Annotated in this window: 14 protein-coding genes; 6 read left to right on the top strand and 8 right to left on the bottom strand. The window is 69.5% G+C overall.

From position 1 onward, the window contains the following. Nucleotides 1-141: 141 nt before the first annotated feature. From L0C25_RS18680 to dapA, 5 genes are all read right to left on the bottom strand, one after another. Complete coding sequence (locus tag L0C25_RS18680; RefSeq protein WP_271633259.1) at nt 142-1,095, bottom strand: endonuclease/exonuclease/phosphatase family protein; 954 nt, start codon at nt 1,093-1,095, stop codon at nt 142-144. Continuing rightward, on the bottom strand, nt 1,095-2,570 hold the full coding sequence (locus L0C25_RS18675; protein ID WP_271633258.1) for a M6 family metalloprotease domain-containing protein: 1,476 nt from the start codon (nt 2,568-2,570) through the stop codon (nt 1,095-1,097). The genes L0C25_RS18680 and L0C25_RS18675 overlap by 1 nt, the downstream gene beginning before the upstream one ends. 77 nt (nt 2,571-2,647) lie before the next feature. Next, nucleotides 2,648-4,786 (bottom strand): molybdopterin-binding protein, encoded by a 2,139-nt coding sequence (locus L0C25_RS18670; RefSeq protein WP_271633257.1) that lies wholly within the window; start codon nt 4,784-4,786, stop codon nt 2,648-2,650. A gap of 285 nt (nt 4,787-5,071) precedes the next feature. Then, entirely contained in the window at nt 5,072-6,763 is a 1,692-nt protein-coding gene (locus L0C25_RS18665) for a ribonuclease J (RefSeq protein ID WP_271633256.1), read from the bottom strand. Between the two features lie 52 nt (nt 6,764-6,815). Next, nucleotides 6,816-7,727: a 4-hydroxy-tetrahydrodipicolinate synthase gene (dapA, locus tag L0C25_RS18660; RefSeq protein ID WP_271633255.1), complete on the bottom strand. Its 912-nt coding sequence runs from the start codon at nt 7,725-7,727 to the stop codon at nt 6,816-6,818. Nucleotides 7,728-8,002: 275 nt separating this feature from the next. Here dapA and L0C25_RS18655 point away from each other — a divergent pair, with 275 nt between their 5' ends. The 5 genes from L0C25_RS18655 (at nt 8,003) to L0C25_RS18635 (ending at nt 11,528) form a co-directional block, all read left to right on the top strand. After that, a complete protein-coding gene (locus L0C25_RS18655) occupies nt 8,003-8,329 on the top strand; it encodes a YciI family protein (protein ID WP_271633254.1) in 327 nt (108 codons plus the stop codon). After that, nucleotides 8,326-9,555, top strand: a complete 1,230-nt coding sequence (locus tag L0C25_RS18650; protein ID WP_271633253.1) for an RNA polymerase sigma factor — start codon at nt 8,326-8,328, stop codon at nt 9,553-9,555. The genes L0C25_RS18655 and L0C25_RS18650 overlap by 4 nt, the downstream gene beginning before the upstream one ends. A gap of 72 nt (nt 9,556-9,627) precedes the next feature. Further along, nucleotides 9,628-10,065: an SRPBCC family protein gene (locus L0C25_RS18645; RefSeq protein WP_271633252.1), complete on the top strand. Its 438-nt coding sequence runs from the start codon at nt 9,628-9,630 to the stop codon at nt 10,063-10,065. A gap of 50 nt (nt 10,066-10,115) precedes the next feature. Further along, nucleotides 10,116-10,649 carry a pyridoxamine 5'-phosphate oxidase family protein gene (locus L0C25_RS18640; RefSeq protein WP_271633251.1) on the top strand — a complete coding sequence of 178 codons (534 nt, stop codon included), beginning with the start codon at nt 10,116-10,118 and terminating at the stop codon, nt 10,647-10,649. A gap of 87 nt (nt 10,650-10,736) precedes the next feature. After that, the gene (locus L0C25_RS18635; RefSeq protein ID WP_271633250.1) at nt 10,737-11,528 is read left to right on the top strand and encodes a thioesterase family protein; all 792 of its coding nucleotides are present in this window, start codon (nt 10,737-10,739) and stop codon (nt 11,526-11,528) included. Here L0C25_RS18635 and L0C25_RS18630 read toward each other — a convergent pair. From L0C25_RS18630 to L0C25_RS18620, 3 genes are all read right to left on the bottom strand, one after another. Next, nucleotides 11,507-11,875, bottom strand: a complete 369-nt coding sequence (locus tag L0C25_RS18630) for a YrdB family protein (RefSeq protein WP_271633248.1) — start codon at nt 11,873-11,875, stop codon at nt 11,507-11,509. The genes L0C25_RS18635 and L0C25_RS18630 overlap by 22 nt on opposite strands. A gap of 113 nt (nt 11,876-11,988) precedes the next feature. Next, nucleotides 11,989-12,126 carry a hypothetical protein gene (locus L0C25_RS18625; RefSeq protein ID WP_271633247.1) on the bottom strand — a complete coding sequence of 46 codons (138 nt, stop codon included), beginning with the start codon at nt 12,124-12,126 and terminating at the stop codon, nt 11,989-11,991. Between the two features lie 162 nt (nt 12,127-12,288). Then, nucleotides 12,289-12,822, bottom strand: coding sequence for a hypothetical protein (locus L0C25_RS18620; RefSeq protein ID WP_271633245.1), 534 nt, complete (start codon nt 12,820-12,822; stop codon nt 12,289-12,291). A gap of 137 nt (nt 12,823-12,959) precedes the next feature. Here L0C25_RS18620 and L0C25_RS18615 point away from each other — a divergent pair, with 137 nt between their 5' ends. After that, a complete protein-coding gene (locus tag L0C25_RS18615) occupies nt 12,960-14,441 on the top strand; it encodes an AAA family ATPase (protein ID WP_271633244.1) in 1,482 nt (493 codons plus the stop codon). Nucleotides 14,442-14,449 lie beyond the last annotated feature (8 nt).

Raw genomic sequence — 14,449 nt, 5'->3', positions numbered from 1 at the left:
GAGGATCCGGCGATTTCCGCGTACGACGCGCCCGGGCGTGTCGCCCTCCCCCGCACGGTGAGCCGCACCTTTCGGCCCGCCGGTTCGATCCGGCATGGCCGAAACGTGCGGCTGAGAGGTTCCGCGGATAGGGCAGGTATCTCAGGCGACGTCGAACTCCGCCCAGAGCGGATAGTGGTCGGACATCCGCCACGACAGCTGGCTCCGGGTCAGATCCGTGAGCACCAACGGGACGAAGTCGAATGACCCTGCGCGATGGGTGTAGGTCAGCGAGTCGAGCATCGACGTGCCGTCGGGCTCGGCGAACCACGCGATCTGGTCGTAGAAGTGGTCGGCGTCGTCGTCGTGAAAGATCGTGCGCGGGATGCCCGCCAGCTCACTCGGCGGCCACAGCCCGGTCGACACGAACGCGTCGAACAGCGGGTTGCCCAGCCGGTCGAGGTTGAAGTCGCCGAGCACCAGCGCGTTCGCGTTCCAGTCGTCGCCGCGCTCGACCCAGGCGCGCATCCAGTTCGCGAACGCCGCGATCTCGGGCACGCGCTCGGCCGCGCCGTCACCCCAGATGACATGCACCGTCGCGAGGACGAACTCGACCTCGCTGCGAGAGAAGCTGGCGACGTACGGCGTACGCGCGAACTGTCGGGAGAGCGAGTCGCCGATCGGCGGTAGCACGATCTCGCCGACGAGCCCGGACGCCTGCACTCGCGTCGTGTCGTAGAGGTACGCGAGCCGCTCTCCGTTGCCCGCGTCTCCTTCGGTGACGTCCGACGCGATCACCCGCCAGTCGGGCCCGAGCATCTGCAGCAGTAGCCGGAGGGCACTCGTGTCGCGGCGTACCTCCTGCAACGCCACGACGTCGAATCGCGACGTGATCTCGGCGACGTACGCGATGGCGTCCCATGCGCGGCGTGGCGAGTCGTTCGGTTCGGGCCGCCAGCGCGGTGTCACCCCCGCGAACGCGCGCAGGTTCCACGTCGCGATCAACACATTCGCAGCCGACTTCGCCGGAATCGTGTCGTCCAGCGCGGTCGCGAGACGAGCCAGATCTGCACGTACGTCGGCCGGTGGCGCCGCAACCTCGACGGTCGCCGTCATCAGGTCGTCCCGAGCTCGCGCACGGACTGCTCCAGCGAGTCGAGCCGCTCGTCGACGCCGGCCCGCCAGGTCTTGAGGTCGCGTGGCGGTTCCGTCGAACCGCGAACGGTCACCCGGACGCGGACGGTCGCTGCGGCAGCGGGGATCTCGGCCACCGACACCCCCGTGGCAGAGCCGGCGTACGACCTGCTGCTCGGCGTCGTCTCATCGCCGAACGCGGTGTTCTGCGACGCACCCGGGTAGGAGTCGCCGTCGTCGCCGCGGTCCGTGCCCCGCTCGAGGTCCTCCAGCCCGTCCGCCTGCAGCAGGCCGACCTTGTAGTGGTCCTCGTCGCGGTTGCTCGAGACGGCGTCGTCGATGTGCCACACGAGCAGCCCCTCGCCCGGCAGGGACTCGTCGAACCCCTGCTGCATCCGGTTCTCCATCAGGAAGTACTCGTTGCCCTGCGCCCCGTCCTTCCAGAGCCGGTGCACCGTCCGGCCGGACTTGACGTCGTCGACGTCGACCTGCGTGTTCGCGGTGTGGTTGACGACCTCGACCCAACCCTGGTTGGCCTTGCACCATGCCGACGGATGAGTGGGGAGGTCACCGCCGAGGCCCCATGAACCGCCGCCCATCAGGCACCAGTCACCGACGCCCTCCGACGAGTAGTCCGTGTCGTAGAGGTCGGGCCAGCCGAAGACGAGGTGCCCGAGCTCATGTGCGCACACGCCGGTCTTCGCGTCCTCGGGGATCGTGAGGTAGGGGAAGACCTTGGCGCCGTCGACCGCGCGTTCGTCGGGGAGCACCCACTTGTGCGACCAGATGTCCTCCGCCGAGCCGGTCTGCTCCGCTCCCCTGCCCGCGTGCACCACGATGAAGGCGTCGACGAAACCGTTGCCGTCGTTGTCGTACGGGGCGAAGTCGACGTCGGCGTTCGCGGCCGTCACGGCATCGTCGGCGAGCGTACGGGCGTTGGGCGTCGTGCCCTGCGTACCGTTCTGGTCACCCGCGTATGCCGCCAACGTCCTCGGCATGCGGTAGGGGCCGACGACCTCGCCGGCGAGCGTGACGAGGCCGCCGGACACGTCGGAGAAGTACTCCTTGACGCTGCCGTGCGGCAGTGTCTCGTCGGAGAAGAACAGCTCGCCGAAGCGGTCGTCGACGTCGGCGCCCATCGCCTTGTCGGTGAAGTCGACCAGTACGACGACCACATTGATGGTGCCGCGCAACGGTGCACGTTCGAGCGCCGCCCGACGGGCGACCTCGAGCGTCGTACCGACCGGAAAGTAGGTGCCGGGAAACAGCATGCCGTCGTTGAAGCCCGGATGCGTCGGCTCGGTCATCCGCAGCCGAGGGGCGAGCATGCCCTCGGCGCGTTCGCGCAGGCGCTCGAACTCCTCGCCCAGCCGGCTCTTCAGCGCCGGGTCGGGTGCAACGGCACAGAACCCGTCGAGTCGCTGGTGCTCTTGCGCATGGTGTTCGTTGCTGCTCATGGCGGTCCTCTCGTACAGCCCCTGTCAAATAGGAGCCGCACGAGAGGGCCGCTGATACCTCGGTCGCGCGAAGACTGCTACCCGTTGGCGCCTCGCACCCGGTACGCGCGGATGGCCGTCTCCTTGACCGTGCGGCCGCCGGCATCGGTCGCTCGCACCTGTAGGCTCACGTACTTCGGCTTCCCCGACGCCGCGGGATTGCGGTACGAGACGCGGAACGCACTGTCGTCAACCCGGTCCAGCTCCGCCCTGCGCCACGACTTTCCGCCGTTCGTCGAGTAGCGCACCGACGCCTCCTCGACGCGTGCGTCGACCGGGCCGAGGTTGCCGACGTCCAGGCGGTACGTCACCTCGCCGGGCTCGGCCCGACCCACCAGGTCGGTCGGCGGGACATAGCTCGGCATCAGCAGCGGTACGACGCGCTTGCCCTTGCCCGAGGTGAAGCCCCACGAGGTGGATACCCGGGTCGACAGACGCCAGCCGAGTGGAGACAGTCGCGACGTCGCCCGCAGCGTGTAGTGCTTGTTCTTCGCGGGCAGGACGACCCTCGGGCTGATGTCCCATTGACCGCGATCCCTGACCTTGCGGCTGTCGCGGAGCGTCCACGAACCCGTGCGGCGCGAGTCGCTGTACCCGTCCTGGCCCGTCCCCGCGCTGCTGGCCAGCGGCAGGTACCCGCGGAGGATGTTGCCGTCGCGGCACAACGCGCACGCCGGACCCGTACCGGCGCCGTTCAACCCGCGTTCGATCCCCGGCCCCGTCGGACCCCGCAGGAAGTGAACCGGCTTGGCGAGACCTGCGGCGTACCTCTTTGCCACGGACACGTCGACCTCCTCGTCGCCGCGATACATCACGACGCCCTGTCGCCACACGACGTCCGGACTCGCCTGCAGCCAGACCCGGCGTTGCTCCGGGGTATCGATCGGCGATGACCATCCGGAGCCGACCGACAGCCCGCCCATCAGCCTCGGGACCCATCCCCCGGCGTCGTACCGCGCCATCGGACGGGCCGCACGCGCCCGTGCGAAGTCGTGCGGCGCTCCGTCGGAGTGGACTCGTACCGGCACCTTGGCGAAGTCGGAGCGGTCATGGCGGAACGACAGGTCGCGTGGGATCCCATCGGCGACGTCCGTCGTGAAGACGTTCGGGTGCTGAGCCTTCGGCTTCCGGGTGAAATAGCCGATGACCTCGGTGCCGAACCGGCCGTGCTCGGGATCCTTCGGCATCGGCTGTAACCGGCTGGTCGCGTCACCGAGCACCGCAAACTCGTGGCCCTTGGCCGAGAGCCGCGCCAGCTTGAGCACCATGCCTCCGCCGACGGCCCGCGCTCCCCGCACGGACACACTGGGACGGACCTTCGCATCCGACAGGTTCAGCCTGAGGCCGCGGTTCTTCCGGACGGGAAGGTCGGGCCGGCCGACGAGGTATCGGCCCCGAAACGCGAACACGGAGTAGCTGCCCTTGGGCAGCCGGACTCGCGCCACGCCATTCTTGATCGCGACGGGATTGCTGTACGCCTTGCCGCGGTCGACTCGCTGAACCCACGCTTCGGCGCGCCGCACCGGCTTGCCGTTGCGTCCCTTGAGCCGGACGGTGAGGGTCTTCTTCTTGGCCCGGTCACCCGTTGTCGTACGCTCCGGGGCGTTCGCCAGACGTACCGACGCGACGCCCGCCCACTCCGCCGGGTCGGACCCCGCCTCCGCTGGTACGTAGGTCGCGTCGGCGACGAGCGCGTTGCCCGACGTACGACGCACGCCCGACGGGTCGACGTCGAGCCCGGGTACGTCGTGGGCGCGCGCCCCACGCTCGAATCGCACCGTGAGCGGGACGGAGTCGCCCCGCTCCTTCGCGAGCGCCGTGACGTCGAACATCGAGAAGTCGAGCCGGGCGCGGGCCTCGTCGTCCATCCGCGGGATGACGTACATCGAGTCGGCAGAGCCGAAGATCATCGGTCGCTCGCCGTACGACGGCGAGCCCGGCAGCAGATCGTACGACCGTTGCCCGCGGCCGCGATCGGTGACCCGCACCCGGTCTCCGGTGACGAGCGTGACGACCTGATCGCGTTCGGCCGGCCGACCGGCCGGTGCCCCCGATGGTGGGCTCGCCTGCGCGGGTCCGGCGATGATCGGCGCGGTCGTCGCTATCGCGGCGGCGCCGACGGTGACAACCCGGCGCCACCTCCGGTGCGGCGACCGACGTCCTCTGGGCGTGTGCATGTGACTCCCCTCGTCCGGACTCTGGATCTATTCGTCCCAACTGCCGCCGACAGCGATCGGTTTGAATCCGGTCACGGTGAGGAGAGAGTTTCGGCGTACCGAGGAGAGTTCGTGCGTAGGTCGGCCTCAGCGATACCAAGTGAACTAGGTACGGCTCACGAACCTAGGCATCGACACCTAGCGAAGTGCAGCCATACCAAGTGAACTTGGTATCGCTGACCCCGCCAGGCAGTCCCGTCCCGGCCACGCCGTTCGAGCCGGCGGGAGGATCCACTCGCGGGCGGATCAGGCCTCGATCACGATGGGCACGATCATCGGGCGACGCCGATGCGCGCCGCTGACCCAGCGGCCGATCGTGCGGCGAATCGTCTGCTGCAGCTGGTACGTATCGCGCACCCCGTCGCGGACGGCGAGCTCGAGGGCCTCCTCCAGGCGTGGCCGGATGTCGTTGAAGACGGAGTCGTCCTCGGCGAACCCGCGGGCCTGGATCTGCGGACCACTGACGATCTTGCCGGTCGTCGAGTCGATCACGACGATGACCGAGATGAAGCCCTCCTCGCCGAGGATCCGGCGGTCCTTCAGCTCGGAGTCCGTGATGTCGCCGACCGTCGAACCGTCGACGTAGACGTAGCCGCAGTCGACCTGGCCGACGATCCGGGCGACGCCGTCGCGAAGGTCGACCACCATGCCGTCCTCGCCGATGAGCACCCGTTCGGCCGGCACCCCGGTGGCGGCCGCGAGCGCGGCGTTCGCGTGCAGGTGCCGCGTCTCACCGTGGACGGGCATCACGTTGTCCGGTCGCACGATGTTGTAGAGGTAGAGGAGCTCCCCCGCCGACGCGTGTCCCGAGACGTGCACCAGGGCGTTGCCCTTGTGTACGACCCGCGCGCCAAGCCTGGTGAGTCCGTTGATGACGCGATACACGGCGTTCTCGTTGCCGGGGATCATCGACGACGCGAGCACGACGGTGTCGCCGGGCTCGATGCGGACCTTGTCGTGGTCACGGTTGGCGATCCGCGCAAGTGCCGACATCGGCTCGCCCTGCGAGCCGGTCGAGACCAGGACGAGCTCGTCGGGACGGTAGTCCTCGATCGCGCGGCCGTCAACGAGCACACCGTCGGGCACCTGCAGGTACCCCAGATCGCGCGCGATCGCCATGTTGCGCACCATCGAGCGGCCGATGTAAGCGACCTTCCGACCATGCTCGACGGCGGCGTTCAGCACCTGCTGCACGCGGTGGATGTGCGAGGCGAAGCAGGCCACGATGATCCGCTGCTCCGACGCGGCGAACACCCGGTCGAGGACCGGCGTGATCTCGCGCTCGGTCGTCGTGAACCCGGGCACGTCGGAGTTCGTCGAGTCGGACAACAACAGGTCGACGCCCGCCTCGCCGAGCCGGGCGAACGCGCGCAGGTCGGTGATGCGCCCGTCGAGCGGCAGCTGGTCCATCTTGAAGTCGCCCGTGTGCACGACGGTTCCGGCGGGCGTACGGATCGCGACTGCCAATGCGTCCGGGATGGAGTGGTTCACGGCGACGAACTCGCACTCGAACGGAGCGAAGCCCTCGATGTCACCGGCCGCGACGACGTAGTGCGGGATGTCCTTGAGCCGGTGCTCGCGCAGCTTGGAGTCGACCAGCGCCAACGTGAGCTTGGAGCCGATGACCGGGATGTCGCCGCGCTCGCGCAAGAGGTACGGAACGCCGCCGATGTGATCCTCGTGGCCATGCGTCAACACGATGCCGACGATGTCGTCGAGCCGGTCTCGGATCGACTCGAAGTCCGGCAGGATCAGGTCGACGCCCGGCTGGTGATCCTCGGGGAACAGCACGCCGCAGTCGACCACGAGCAGCTTGCCGTCGTACTCGAACACGGTCATGTTGCGACCGATCTCGCCGAGCCCGCCGAGCGGGGTGACGCGCAAGGCGCCGGGCTGGAGCGCCGGCGGTGCGCCGAGCTCGGGGTGGGTGTGACTCATCGGGACTCCCTCGTACGGGGGCGTGGTCGACGGCTGCGGAGTACGGCGAGCGTCACAGCAGCCCGACGTCGGACAGCACGGTGTTCAGTGTGGCGACCTGCTCGTCGGTCGCGTCGACGAGCGGCGAGCGGACCGCCCGATTGGTCAGGACGCCCGTGAGCTCCATCGCGGCCTTGCACATGATCGCGCCCTGGGTGACCGGGTCCATGATCGTCTGCACGACCGGCAGCATCTCGACATTGATCCGACGCGCCGTGGCGAGGTCGCCCTTCTCGACGGCGTCGGCCATCTCGGCGTACTTGCGGGAGCCGACGTGGCCGACGGTCGAGACCATGCCGGCAGCGCCGACCGCGAGCCAGGCGAGGTTGAGCGCGTCGTCGCCGGAGTACAGCGCGAGGCCGCACTCGCTCATGACCCACGCACCGCTCGCGAGGTCGCCGACAGCGTCCTTGACCCCGACGATGCGGGGATCCTTCGCGACCTCCGCGTACGTGTCGTGGGCGATGCGTACGCCGGCGCGGCCGGGGATGTCGTACAGCAACACTGGTACGTCGTCGCCCGCCTCGGTCACCGCCGCGAAGTGTCGGACGAGGCCGGCCTGTGGCGGCTTGTTGTAGTACGGCGACACGAGCAGCAGGCCGTGCGCGCCCGCGGCCTTCGCCTGGCGGGCGAGGCGAGCCGACGCCTGGGTGTCGTTGTTACCGACACCCGCGAGAACCGACGCCCGGTCGCCGACGGCCTCGAGCACCGCGGCGAGCAGCCGGCCGTCCTCGTCGGGGTTGGTCGTCGGCGACTCGCCGGTCGTCCCGCTGACGACCAGGCCGTCGTTGCCGTTGTCGACGAGGTGGTTCGCGAGCTTCTTCGCGGTGTCGAGATCGAGCTCGCCGTCGGGACGAAACGGCGTGACCATGGCGGTCAGGATGCGGCCGAACGGCCGCTGCGATGAGGCGTACGCGGAGGTCATGGGGACACGCTACCGTCCGCACTCGACGGTCGGGGCGGCCTGTGCCCGAACTGGTGCGGACCCGAACCTGCCCGGACATTGACAGTCCCGGTGCTGTCCGCTCGGGGGCCCGGACAGCACCGGGACAATTGATACATCGTCCGTCCCTACGGAAGCGTTACAACTTTCTGCAAAGTTTCTTCGCCCGGTCCCGAGAAGGCCGAGATTCCGGGCCTGCCGGCGCCGGTTCGTCGGATCCGGAGGTGCTGTCGGCGGTTTGCGGCACACTGGCTCGCATGAAGTACGTCCTGCTCATCTGTGACGACGAATCGCGGCCGCCGAGCATGGAGGAGATCCGCGCCGATCCGGCGTACCAGGCGTGGCTGGAGCGCCGTGGCCCGCAGCTCTTCGGCGCGCGGCTGCGACCGAGCGCCGAGGCGACGACGGTGCGGGTACGCGACGGCGAGACGATGATCTCCGACGGCCCCTTCGTCGAGACCAAGGATTTCGTCGGCGGCATCACGGCCATCGACTGCGACGACCTGGACGAAGCGATCGAGATCGCGGCCGGGCACCCGTACGCCCAGCGGGGCAGCGTCGAGATCCGCCCGATCTGGGAATGACCGAGTCCGAGGATCCCGTCGGCGCTGCGGTCGCCTCGGCGTACCGCGACGACTGGGGGCAGGTGGTCGCGACCCTGATCAGGGTCACGGGCGACTGGGACCTCGCCGAGGACTGCGCCCAGGAGGCGTTCGCGAGCGCACTGTCGGCGTGGCCCCGCGACGGCGTTCCAGACCGGCCGGGCGGGTGGCTCACCACGGTGGCCCGCAACCGGGCGACCGACCGGGTGCGGCGCGATGCGACCGGCCGGGCGAAGCTGCGCGAGCTCGCCGTGCTGGCCCGCCACCGCGCCGAGCCGACGCCACACGAGATCCCCGACGACCGGCTGCGGCTGATCTTCACCTGTTGCCATCCGGCGCTGGCGTTCGAGGCCAGGGTGGCGCTGACGCTGCGTACGCTGGCGGGGCTGACCACCGCAGAGATCGCTCGCGCACTGCTCGTCGCCGAGCCCACCATGGCGCAGCGCCTGGTGCGGGCGAAGCGCACGATCGCCGATGCGGGCATCCCCTACCGGGTCCCGCCTGCCGACCAGCTACCGGAGCGGCTGCACGCCGTGTTGGCCGTGCTCTACCTGATCTTCAACCAGGGCCACGACGAGCCCGACGGCGCCCGCGACCTGGCAGCGGAGGCGATCCATCAGGCGCGGATCCTCGTGCGACTGATGCCGGCCGAGCCCGAGCCGCGCGGCCTGTTGGCGCTGATGCTGCTGAACGAGTCGCGGCGGAGCGCGCGCACGAAGGACGGCGTTCTGGTGACCCTCGAGCAGCAGGACCGATCCCGGTGGGACGCCGACCTGATCACCGAAGGCGTCGCCGTACTCGACCGGGCGCTGGCCGAGCGGCGTTCCGGGCCCTACCAGGTGCAGGCCGCGATCACCGCCTGTCATGCCACCGCACCGGACGCCGAGCACACCGACTGGTCGCAGATCGCGGCACTGTACGAACGCCTCTCGGCGCTGTCGCCGTCGCCCGTGGTGGAGCTGAACCACGCGGTCGCGGTCGCCATGACGGAGGGCATCGCTGCCGGACTCGACCTGGTCGACGAGCTCGCCGGGTCCGGCAGTCTGGACGGCTACTACCTGCTCCCCGCCACTCGCGCCGACCTGCTTCGCCGGGCCGGTCGGATCACCGAGGCCACGGCGGCGTATGAGCAGGCGCTGCTGCTCGTACCGACCGAGGCCGAACGCCGCTACCTGGCGCTCCGACGCGACGAGCTCGATTCTGCTTGAGCGACCTGTCGATCTGAGCCGAGTCTGTTCGTCGGTGGGGCGACAACACACTTCGACCAGGAAGGCAGATCAATGCAGAAGGGCAGCTATACCACCGAGTACACCGTCGACGTGCCGGTCGACGACGTCGTCCGCGCGATCGCGGACGTCCGCGGATACTGGAGCCCGAGCACGACTGGTGACTCCGAACACGAGGGCGACGAGTTCGTCTACCGAGACAGTGCCCTGATGAGTCATTTCCGCGTCGGCGAGGTCGTGCCCGGCCAGCGGGTCGTGTGGGACGTCCTCGAGTCCCGCACGACGTTCGTCGACGACCCCGCGGAGTGGGACGGCACCCGGGTCGTGTTCGAGCTCGCCCCCGACGGCGACGGCACGCGCCTTCGCTTCACCCACGAAGGGTTGTCGGAGGCCAAGGAGTGTTTCAACGCCTGCTCGCGGGGATGGGACGGCGTGATCAACGACAGCCTCAAACACCTGATCACGACGGGGCGTTCGATGTTCGACGAGTAACGGCGACAGCCCGCAACCGACCGACGACCCACGACCCCGCGAGGTACCTCATGAACACCACGAGAGAACTCACCCCCGAGCTCCATCCCGACTTCAGCAGCCCAGGTGCCACGGCGACGCCGTGGGCGGACGTCGTGGACGCCCTTCGGCGGGCCGAGATCTTCTGGATCTCGACCGTGCGGGCCAACGGCAGCCCCCACGTGACGCCACTTCCGGCCAGGTGGCTCGATGGCGCGCTGCACTTCACCACCGGGCTCGAGGAGCAGAAGGGACGCAACCTCGTACGCAACCCGCACTGCGTGCTCACCACGGGAAACAACGCGTATCGCCACGGCCTCGACCTGGTCGTGGAGGGCCGGGCCGAACGAGTCACCGATCGGGCGAGGCTGACGCGCCTCGCCGAGATGTGGGCGGCGGAGCTGGACTGGCCCTACGACGTCGACGATGACGGGTTCCGGCACCGACCCGACGGCAGCGCACCCAACGTCGAGAGCGGGTCGGTGCCGGTGTTCGGCGTACGGCCGTCGAAGATCCTCGCGTTCGGGCGCGGCGAGCGGTTCAGCCAGACCCGGTATCGCCCCTGACCGTGCTGCTCCTCTCGCCTCTGCGAGGGGATCGACACGGTCAGGGGCGCGTGCTGACAGATTGCGCGGCTCGTACAGGATGGTCCGGTGAGCGAGCATCCCTTCGACGTCGACACGACCGCCGAGCCGGTCGAACCCGGCCTGTTCCGCGCAGAGGTCACCGACCGGTGGACCACCGCGAACAAGACGCCCAACGGCGGCTATCTCACCGCCCTGCTGCTGCGTACGCTCGGCGCGACGATGCCGCAATCAGATCCGTTGACCTGTTCGGTGTCGTTCCTGAAGCCCGGCGCACCGGGCGAGGCGCAGATCCGCACGTCGACGCTGCGCGCCGGCAGGTCGGTCGCGACGGGGCAGGCGACGCTCGAGCAGAACGGCGTACCGATCGCGCATCTCGTGGGAAGCTTCGTCGACCGCGACCGGGCTGCGGGCCGATCCGAGACGTTCGTCGAGCCTCCGTCGCTGCCACCTGTCGAGGAGTGCTTCGACCCCGACGCGTCCAGCGTCTTCGCAGGAATGAGCATCCTGCAGCGCTCGGAGTACCGGCTCGCGTCTCCACCGGGCTGGGCGCTCGGCAAGCCGTCGGGCGCTCCGTCGGGCGAGTTCTGGATGCGGCTGGAGGGCGGCCGGGCAATCGACCCGTACGCGCTCTCCTTCATGGTCGACGGGTATGCGCCGGCCGTACTCGAGATCGGCGAGCTCAACCCGGCAACGGTCCAGCTCACGGTGTACATCCACGCGACGCCTGCACCCGGATGGCTCGCGTGCCGGCACTCGACCCGATTCGTACGCGACGGCTACCACGACGAGAACTTCGAGCTCTGGGACGAAGCGGGCACGCTCGTCGCCGAGTCGCATCAGCTCGCCCTGCTGTTGTGACCTTTCGCCTCGGCCCGCCTGTGCGGGAGGCCCAAGGCGTACGCCACGGCGAGCGCCACCGCCCAGGGCCAGGCTCCGGACACGACGAGCCCGGCGCACGCTGCGCCGAACAGCACGAGCTCGAGCAGCAGCCGGGCCGGATCCGGCCATCGCCGGTTCGCGCGCGGGCCGACGAACGCACCCCACGCCGTTGCAGCGGCAACCGGCAGGACGACCGCCGACGCGACCGCCAGGACGCCGTCCGCCAGGACGGCACCGACGTACGCGAGCGCCGCGAGCATTCCGATCTCCCCGGCGAATCGGATGAGCGCGGACACGCCGATCGGCGGCACCTGTGGGTCTGGCACGAGGAGAGCGTACTCAGCCGCTCTCCGGTTCCCCGCCGTGGGCATGAGGGTCGGCGTACGGGCCGTGAACACCCGAGTCGGCTCACGGACCGTACGTCGGACCCTCCGGTGTCCTAGACCGTGATCGCCGCAACGACGGCGAGGACCAGGGTCAGCGCCCCGCCGCCGATCAGCAGGTACGAGAGCTTGTCGTTCACATCGAACTGAGTGTTCGGGTCGAGCTGAGCGGTGCTGCGCGTCATGGTGCGCATCGGGCGCCTCCTCATCCGAGATGGTCGATTCACCGGTGAGACGCGGGCTGGTGACCGCTATGACGCGACTTTTCGAAGAATCCCGCCCCGTGAGCGTGACGTTTCAGCCCTGCCGGTTCGATCCGGCAGGGCTGAAACGTCACGCTCACGGGGCGGGGTGGCTCAGGCGCGGCGCCGACGCCAATACGAGAAGGTGACTGCGAGAACCAGCGGTCCCCACAACACCAACGGCGCATAGCACGCGGTCATCATGACGGTCCAGCCGTCGACGCCGTCGAAGTTGCCCGGCCAGCCCAGCGGTCCCGCGACCGTGAACACCATCGTCGCGGCGAGGCCGCCGATGACCGCGGGCACGACCACCGCGAGTACGGGAATCCGCCGCCCGCACAGGACCGGCACCCAGCGGGGAAACACCTCGCCCCACGGGCGGACGAGACCAATCGTCAGAAACGCCAGCCCGTCCGACAGCATGCCGAGGCCGACCAGGTATGCCGCCCGCGCCCAGAGCGGGTGGCTCATCATGTCGTCCATGAACGCGTCGTCCATGCCCATCGCGATACCGAACATCAGCGGCAGCCGCCACAGCGACGACAGCACGGGCGTGAGTGCAGCGACGTGCGCGGCGATCACTGCCCAGCGTGGAACAGGCCGGCCGGTGGTACGCGGCCGCTGCCGGGGCGGGGCGGTGGTCGTCATCTGGTCTCCTCGTCCGGTTGACTACCACCAGCCTCGGGCCACCGGGCCCGCCCGCCCTCCCGCCTGCGAGGGAAGCCCGAACCTCCTGCGCGTGAAATCCGCGCGACCGATCGGCACCCGCCTGGCAGGGTTGGCCCGTGACCGACACCAACGACTTCATCGCCACCTACAAACGATTCCTCGACCAGGTCGTACGAGACTTCGACGGCCGTGAGCCACGCGTCTCGCCGCTGACCGAGCGCATCAGTGACCACCTCGGCCACGACGCCCGCGAGCTCCCCGTCGTCAAGGAGTCGCTCTCGCGACCGCGGTTGGTCGACGCCGATCTCGCGATCGCAGCGATCGCCGCCGACGGTCACGACGTGATCGGCCTCGCCGGTCCGCCGGACCTGCCGGAGGCGTCGTTCGCGACGATCCTGCGCGGCGGCATCGGCCGGTTGGACCTCGGTGCGGTCGACTACGTGAGCCTGCCGACCGGGCCGGACGCCGAACGTCAGGTCGTCGCCCGCGGAATCCACCTGTTCACGTACGACGGTGCGCGCGTCGCGATCCTGCAGCGAGACGCCGCCCGCGAGTGGGGAGCGGACACGGCAACCCTCGAGGTGGTCGCGGCGGACCGCGAGGTCGTGACCCGGCTGCTACAGGACGTCCGCCGCCGGATGATCGAGCGAAGCGTGCTGCGCGGGCAGCTGATGACGTTCACCGGCGACGAGTACGAGGCGACCCTCGGCGGCATCACGTTCCACCGACGTCCCGACATCGCGGCGGCAGACGTGATCCTGCCCGACGGCACCCTCGAACGGCTGGCACGCCACGTCGTACAGCTCGGCGACCATCGCGACCGCATGCTCGCCGCCGGACAGCACCTCAAGCGCGGCATCCTCCTGTACGGGCCGCCCGGCACCGGCAAGACACATACGGTGCGCCACCTCCTGACCCGCACGGACGGCACGACGGCGATCATGCTTGCCGGCGGATCCTTGGCGCTGATCGGCGAGGCGACCAGGATCGCGCGGGCGATGCAGCCGGCGATCATCGTGCTCGAGGACTGCGATCTGATCGCGCAGGACCGCGACCTCGACGACGGTCCCGAGACCACGCTGTTCGAGGTGCTCGAGGCGTTGGACGGGCTCGACGGCGACGCCGATGTGACGTTCCTGCTGACCACCAACCGCGTCGACCTCCTCGAGCGTGCTCTCGCCCAGCGTCCGGGGCGGGTCGACCTCGCGGTCGAGATCCCGCTGCCCGACGAGCGGGCGCGCCGGGAATTGTTCGCGTTGTACGCCGAGGGGTTGGCGTTCAGCGCGGAGGCGCTCGGTGCGGCGGCCGAGCGCGCCGAGGATGTCACGGCGTCGTTCGCGAAGGAGCTCATCCGCCGCGCGGTGCTCGACGCGGCCATCGTCGACGCCGAGCCCTGCGACGTACACCTGTCAGACGCGCTCGACGAGCTGCTCTCCGACCGCGAGTCGCTCACCCGGAGCCTGCTCGCCTCCGGCCCGAAGCAGTTCGCCGGCGACGGCGATGACGATGACGACGGCTGGGGCGACGCGGACGGCGAAGCTCGCGGCCCGCGCGACGGGTATTCCAGTGCGCTGTCCATTGACGAACTGGACGTCTAGACCACTAA

The sequence above is a fragment of the Solicola gregarius genome (assembly GCF_025790165.1).
In the GTDB taxonomy this organism is placed as follows: domain Bacteria; phylum Actinomycetota; class Actinomycetes; order Propionibacteriales; family Nocardioidaceae; genus Solicola; species Solicola gregarius.
Note: the sequence above shows the minus strand (reverse complement) of the source record. Positions and strands in the feature narration are given on the sequence as shown.

What these genes read in the sequence shown, in the direction of transcription:
- L0C25_RS18680 (WP_271633259.1), bottom strand. Translation starts at nt 1,095, where the DNA reads ATGACGGCGACCGTCGAGGTTGCGGCGCCACCGGCCGACGTACGTGCA.
- L0C25_RS18675 (WP_271633258.1), bottom strand. Translation starts at nt 2,570, where the DNA reads ATGAGCAGCAACGAACACCATGCGCAAGAGCACCAGCGACTCGACGGG.
- L0C25_RS18670 (WP_271633257.1), bottom strand. Translation starts at nt 4,786, where the DNA reads ATGCACACGCCCAGAGGACGTCGGTCGCCGCACCGGAGGTGGCGCCGG.
- L0C25_RS18665 (WP_271633256.1), bottom strand. Translation starts at nt 6,763, where the DNA reads ATGAGTCACACCCACCCCGAGCTCGGCGCACCGCCGGCGCTCCAGCCC.
- dapA (WP_271633255.1), bottom strand. Translation starts at nt 7,727, where the DNA reads ATGACCTCCGCGTACGCCTCATCGCAGCGGCCGTTCGGCCGCATCCTG.
- L0C25_RS18655 (WP_271633254.1), top strand. Translation starts at nt 8,003, where the DNA reads ATGAAGTACGTCCTGCTCATCTGTGACGACGAATCGCGGCCGCCGAGC.
- L0C25_RS18650 (WP_271633253.1), top strand. Translation starts at nt 8,326, where the DNA reads ATGACCGAGTCCGAGGATCCCGTCGGCGCTGCGGTCGCCTCGGCGTAC.
- L0C25_RS18645 (WP_271633252.1), top strand. Translation starts at nt 9,628, where the DNA reads ATGCAGAAGGGCAGCTATACCACCGAGTACACCGTCGACGTGCCGGTC.
- L0C25_RS18640 (WP_271633251.1), top strand. Translation starts at nt 10,116, where the DNA reads ATGAACACCACGAGAGAACTCACCCCCGAGCTCCATCCCGACTTCAGC.
- L0C25_RS18625 (WP_271633247.1), bottom strand. Translation starts at nt 12,126, where the DNA reads ATGCGCACCATGACGCGCAGCACCGCTCAGCTCGACCCGAACACTCAG.
- L0C25_RS18620 (WP_271633245.1), bottom strand. Translation starts at nt 12,822, where the DNA reads ATGACGACCACCGCCCCGCCCCGGCAGCGGCCGCGTACCACCGGCCGG.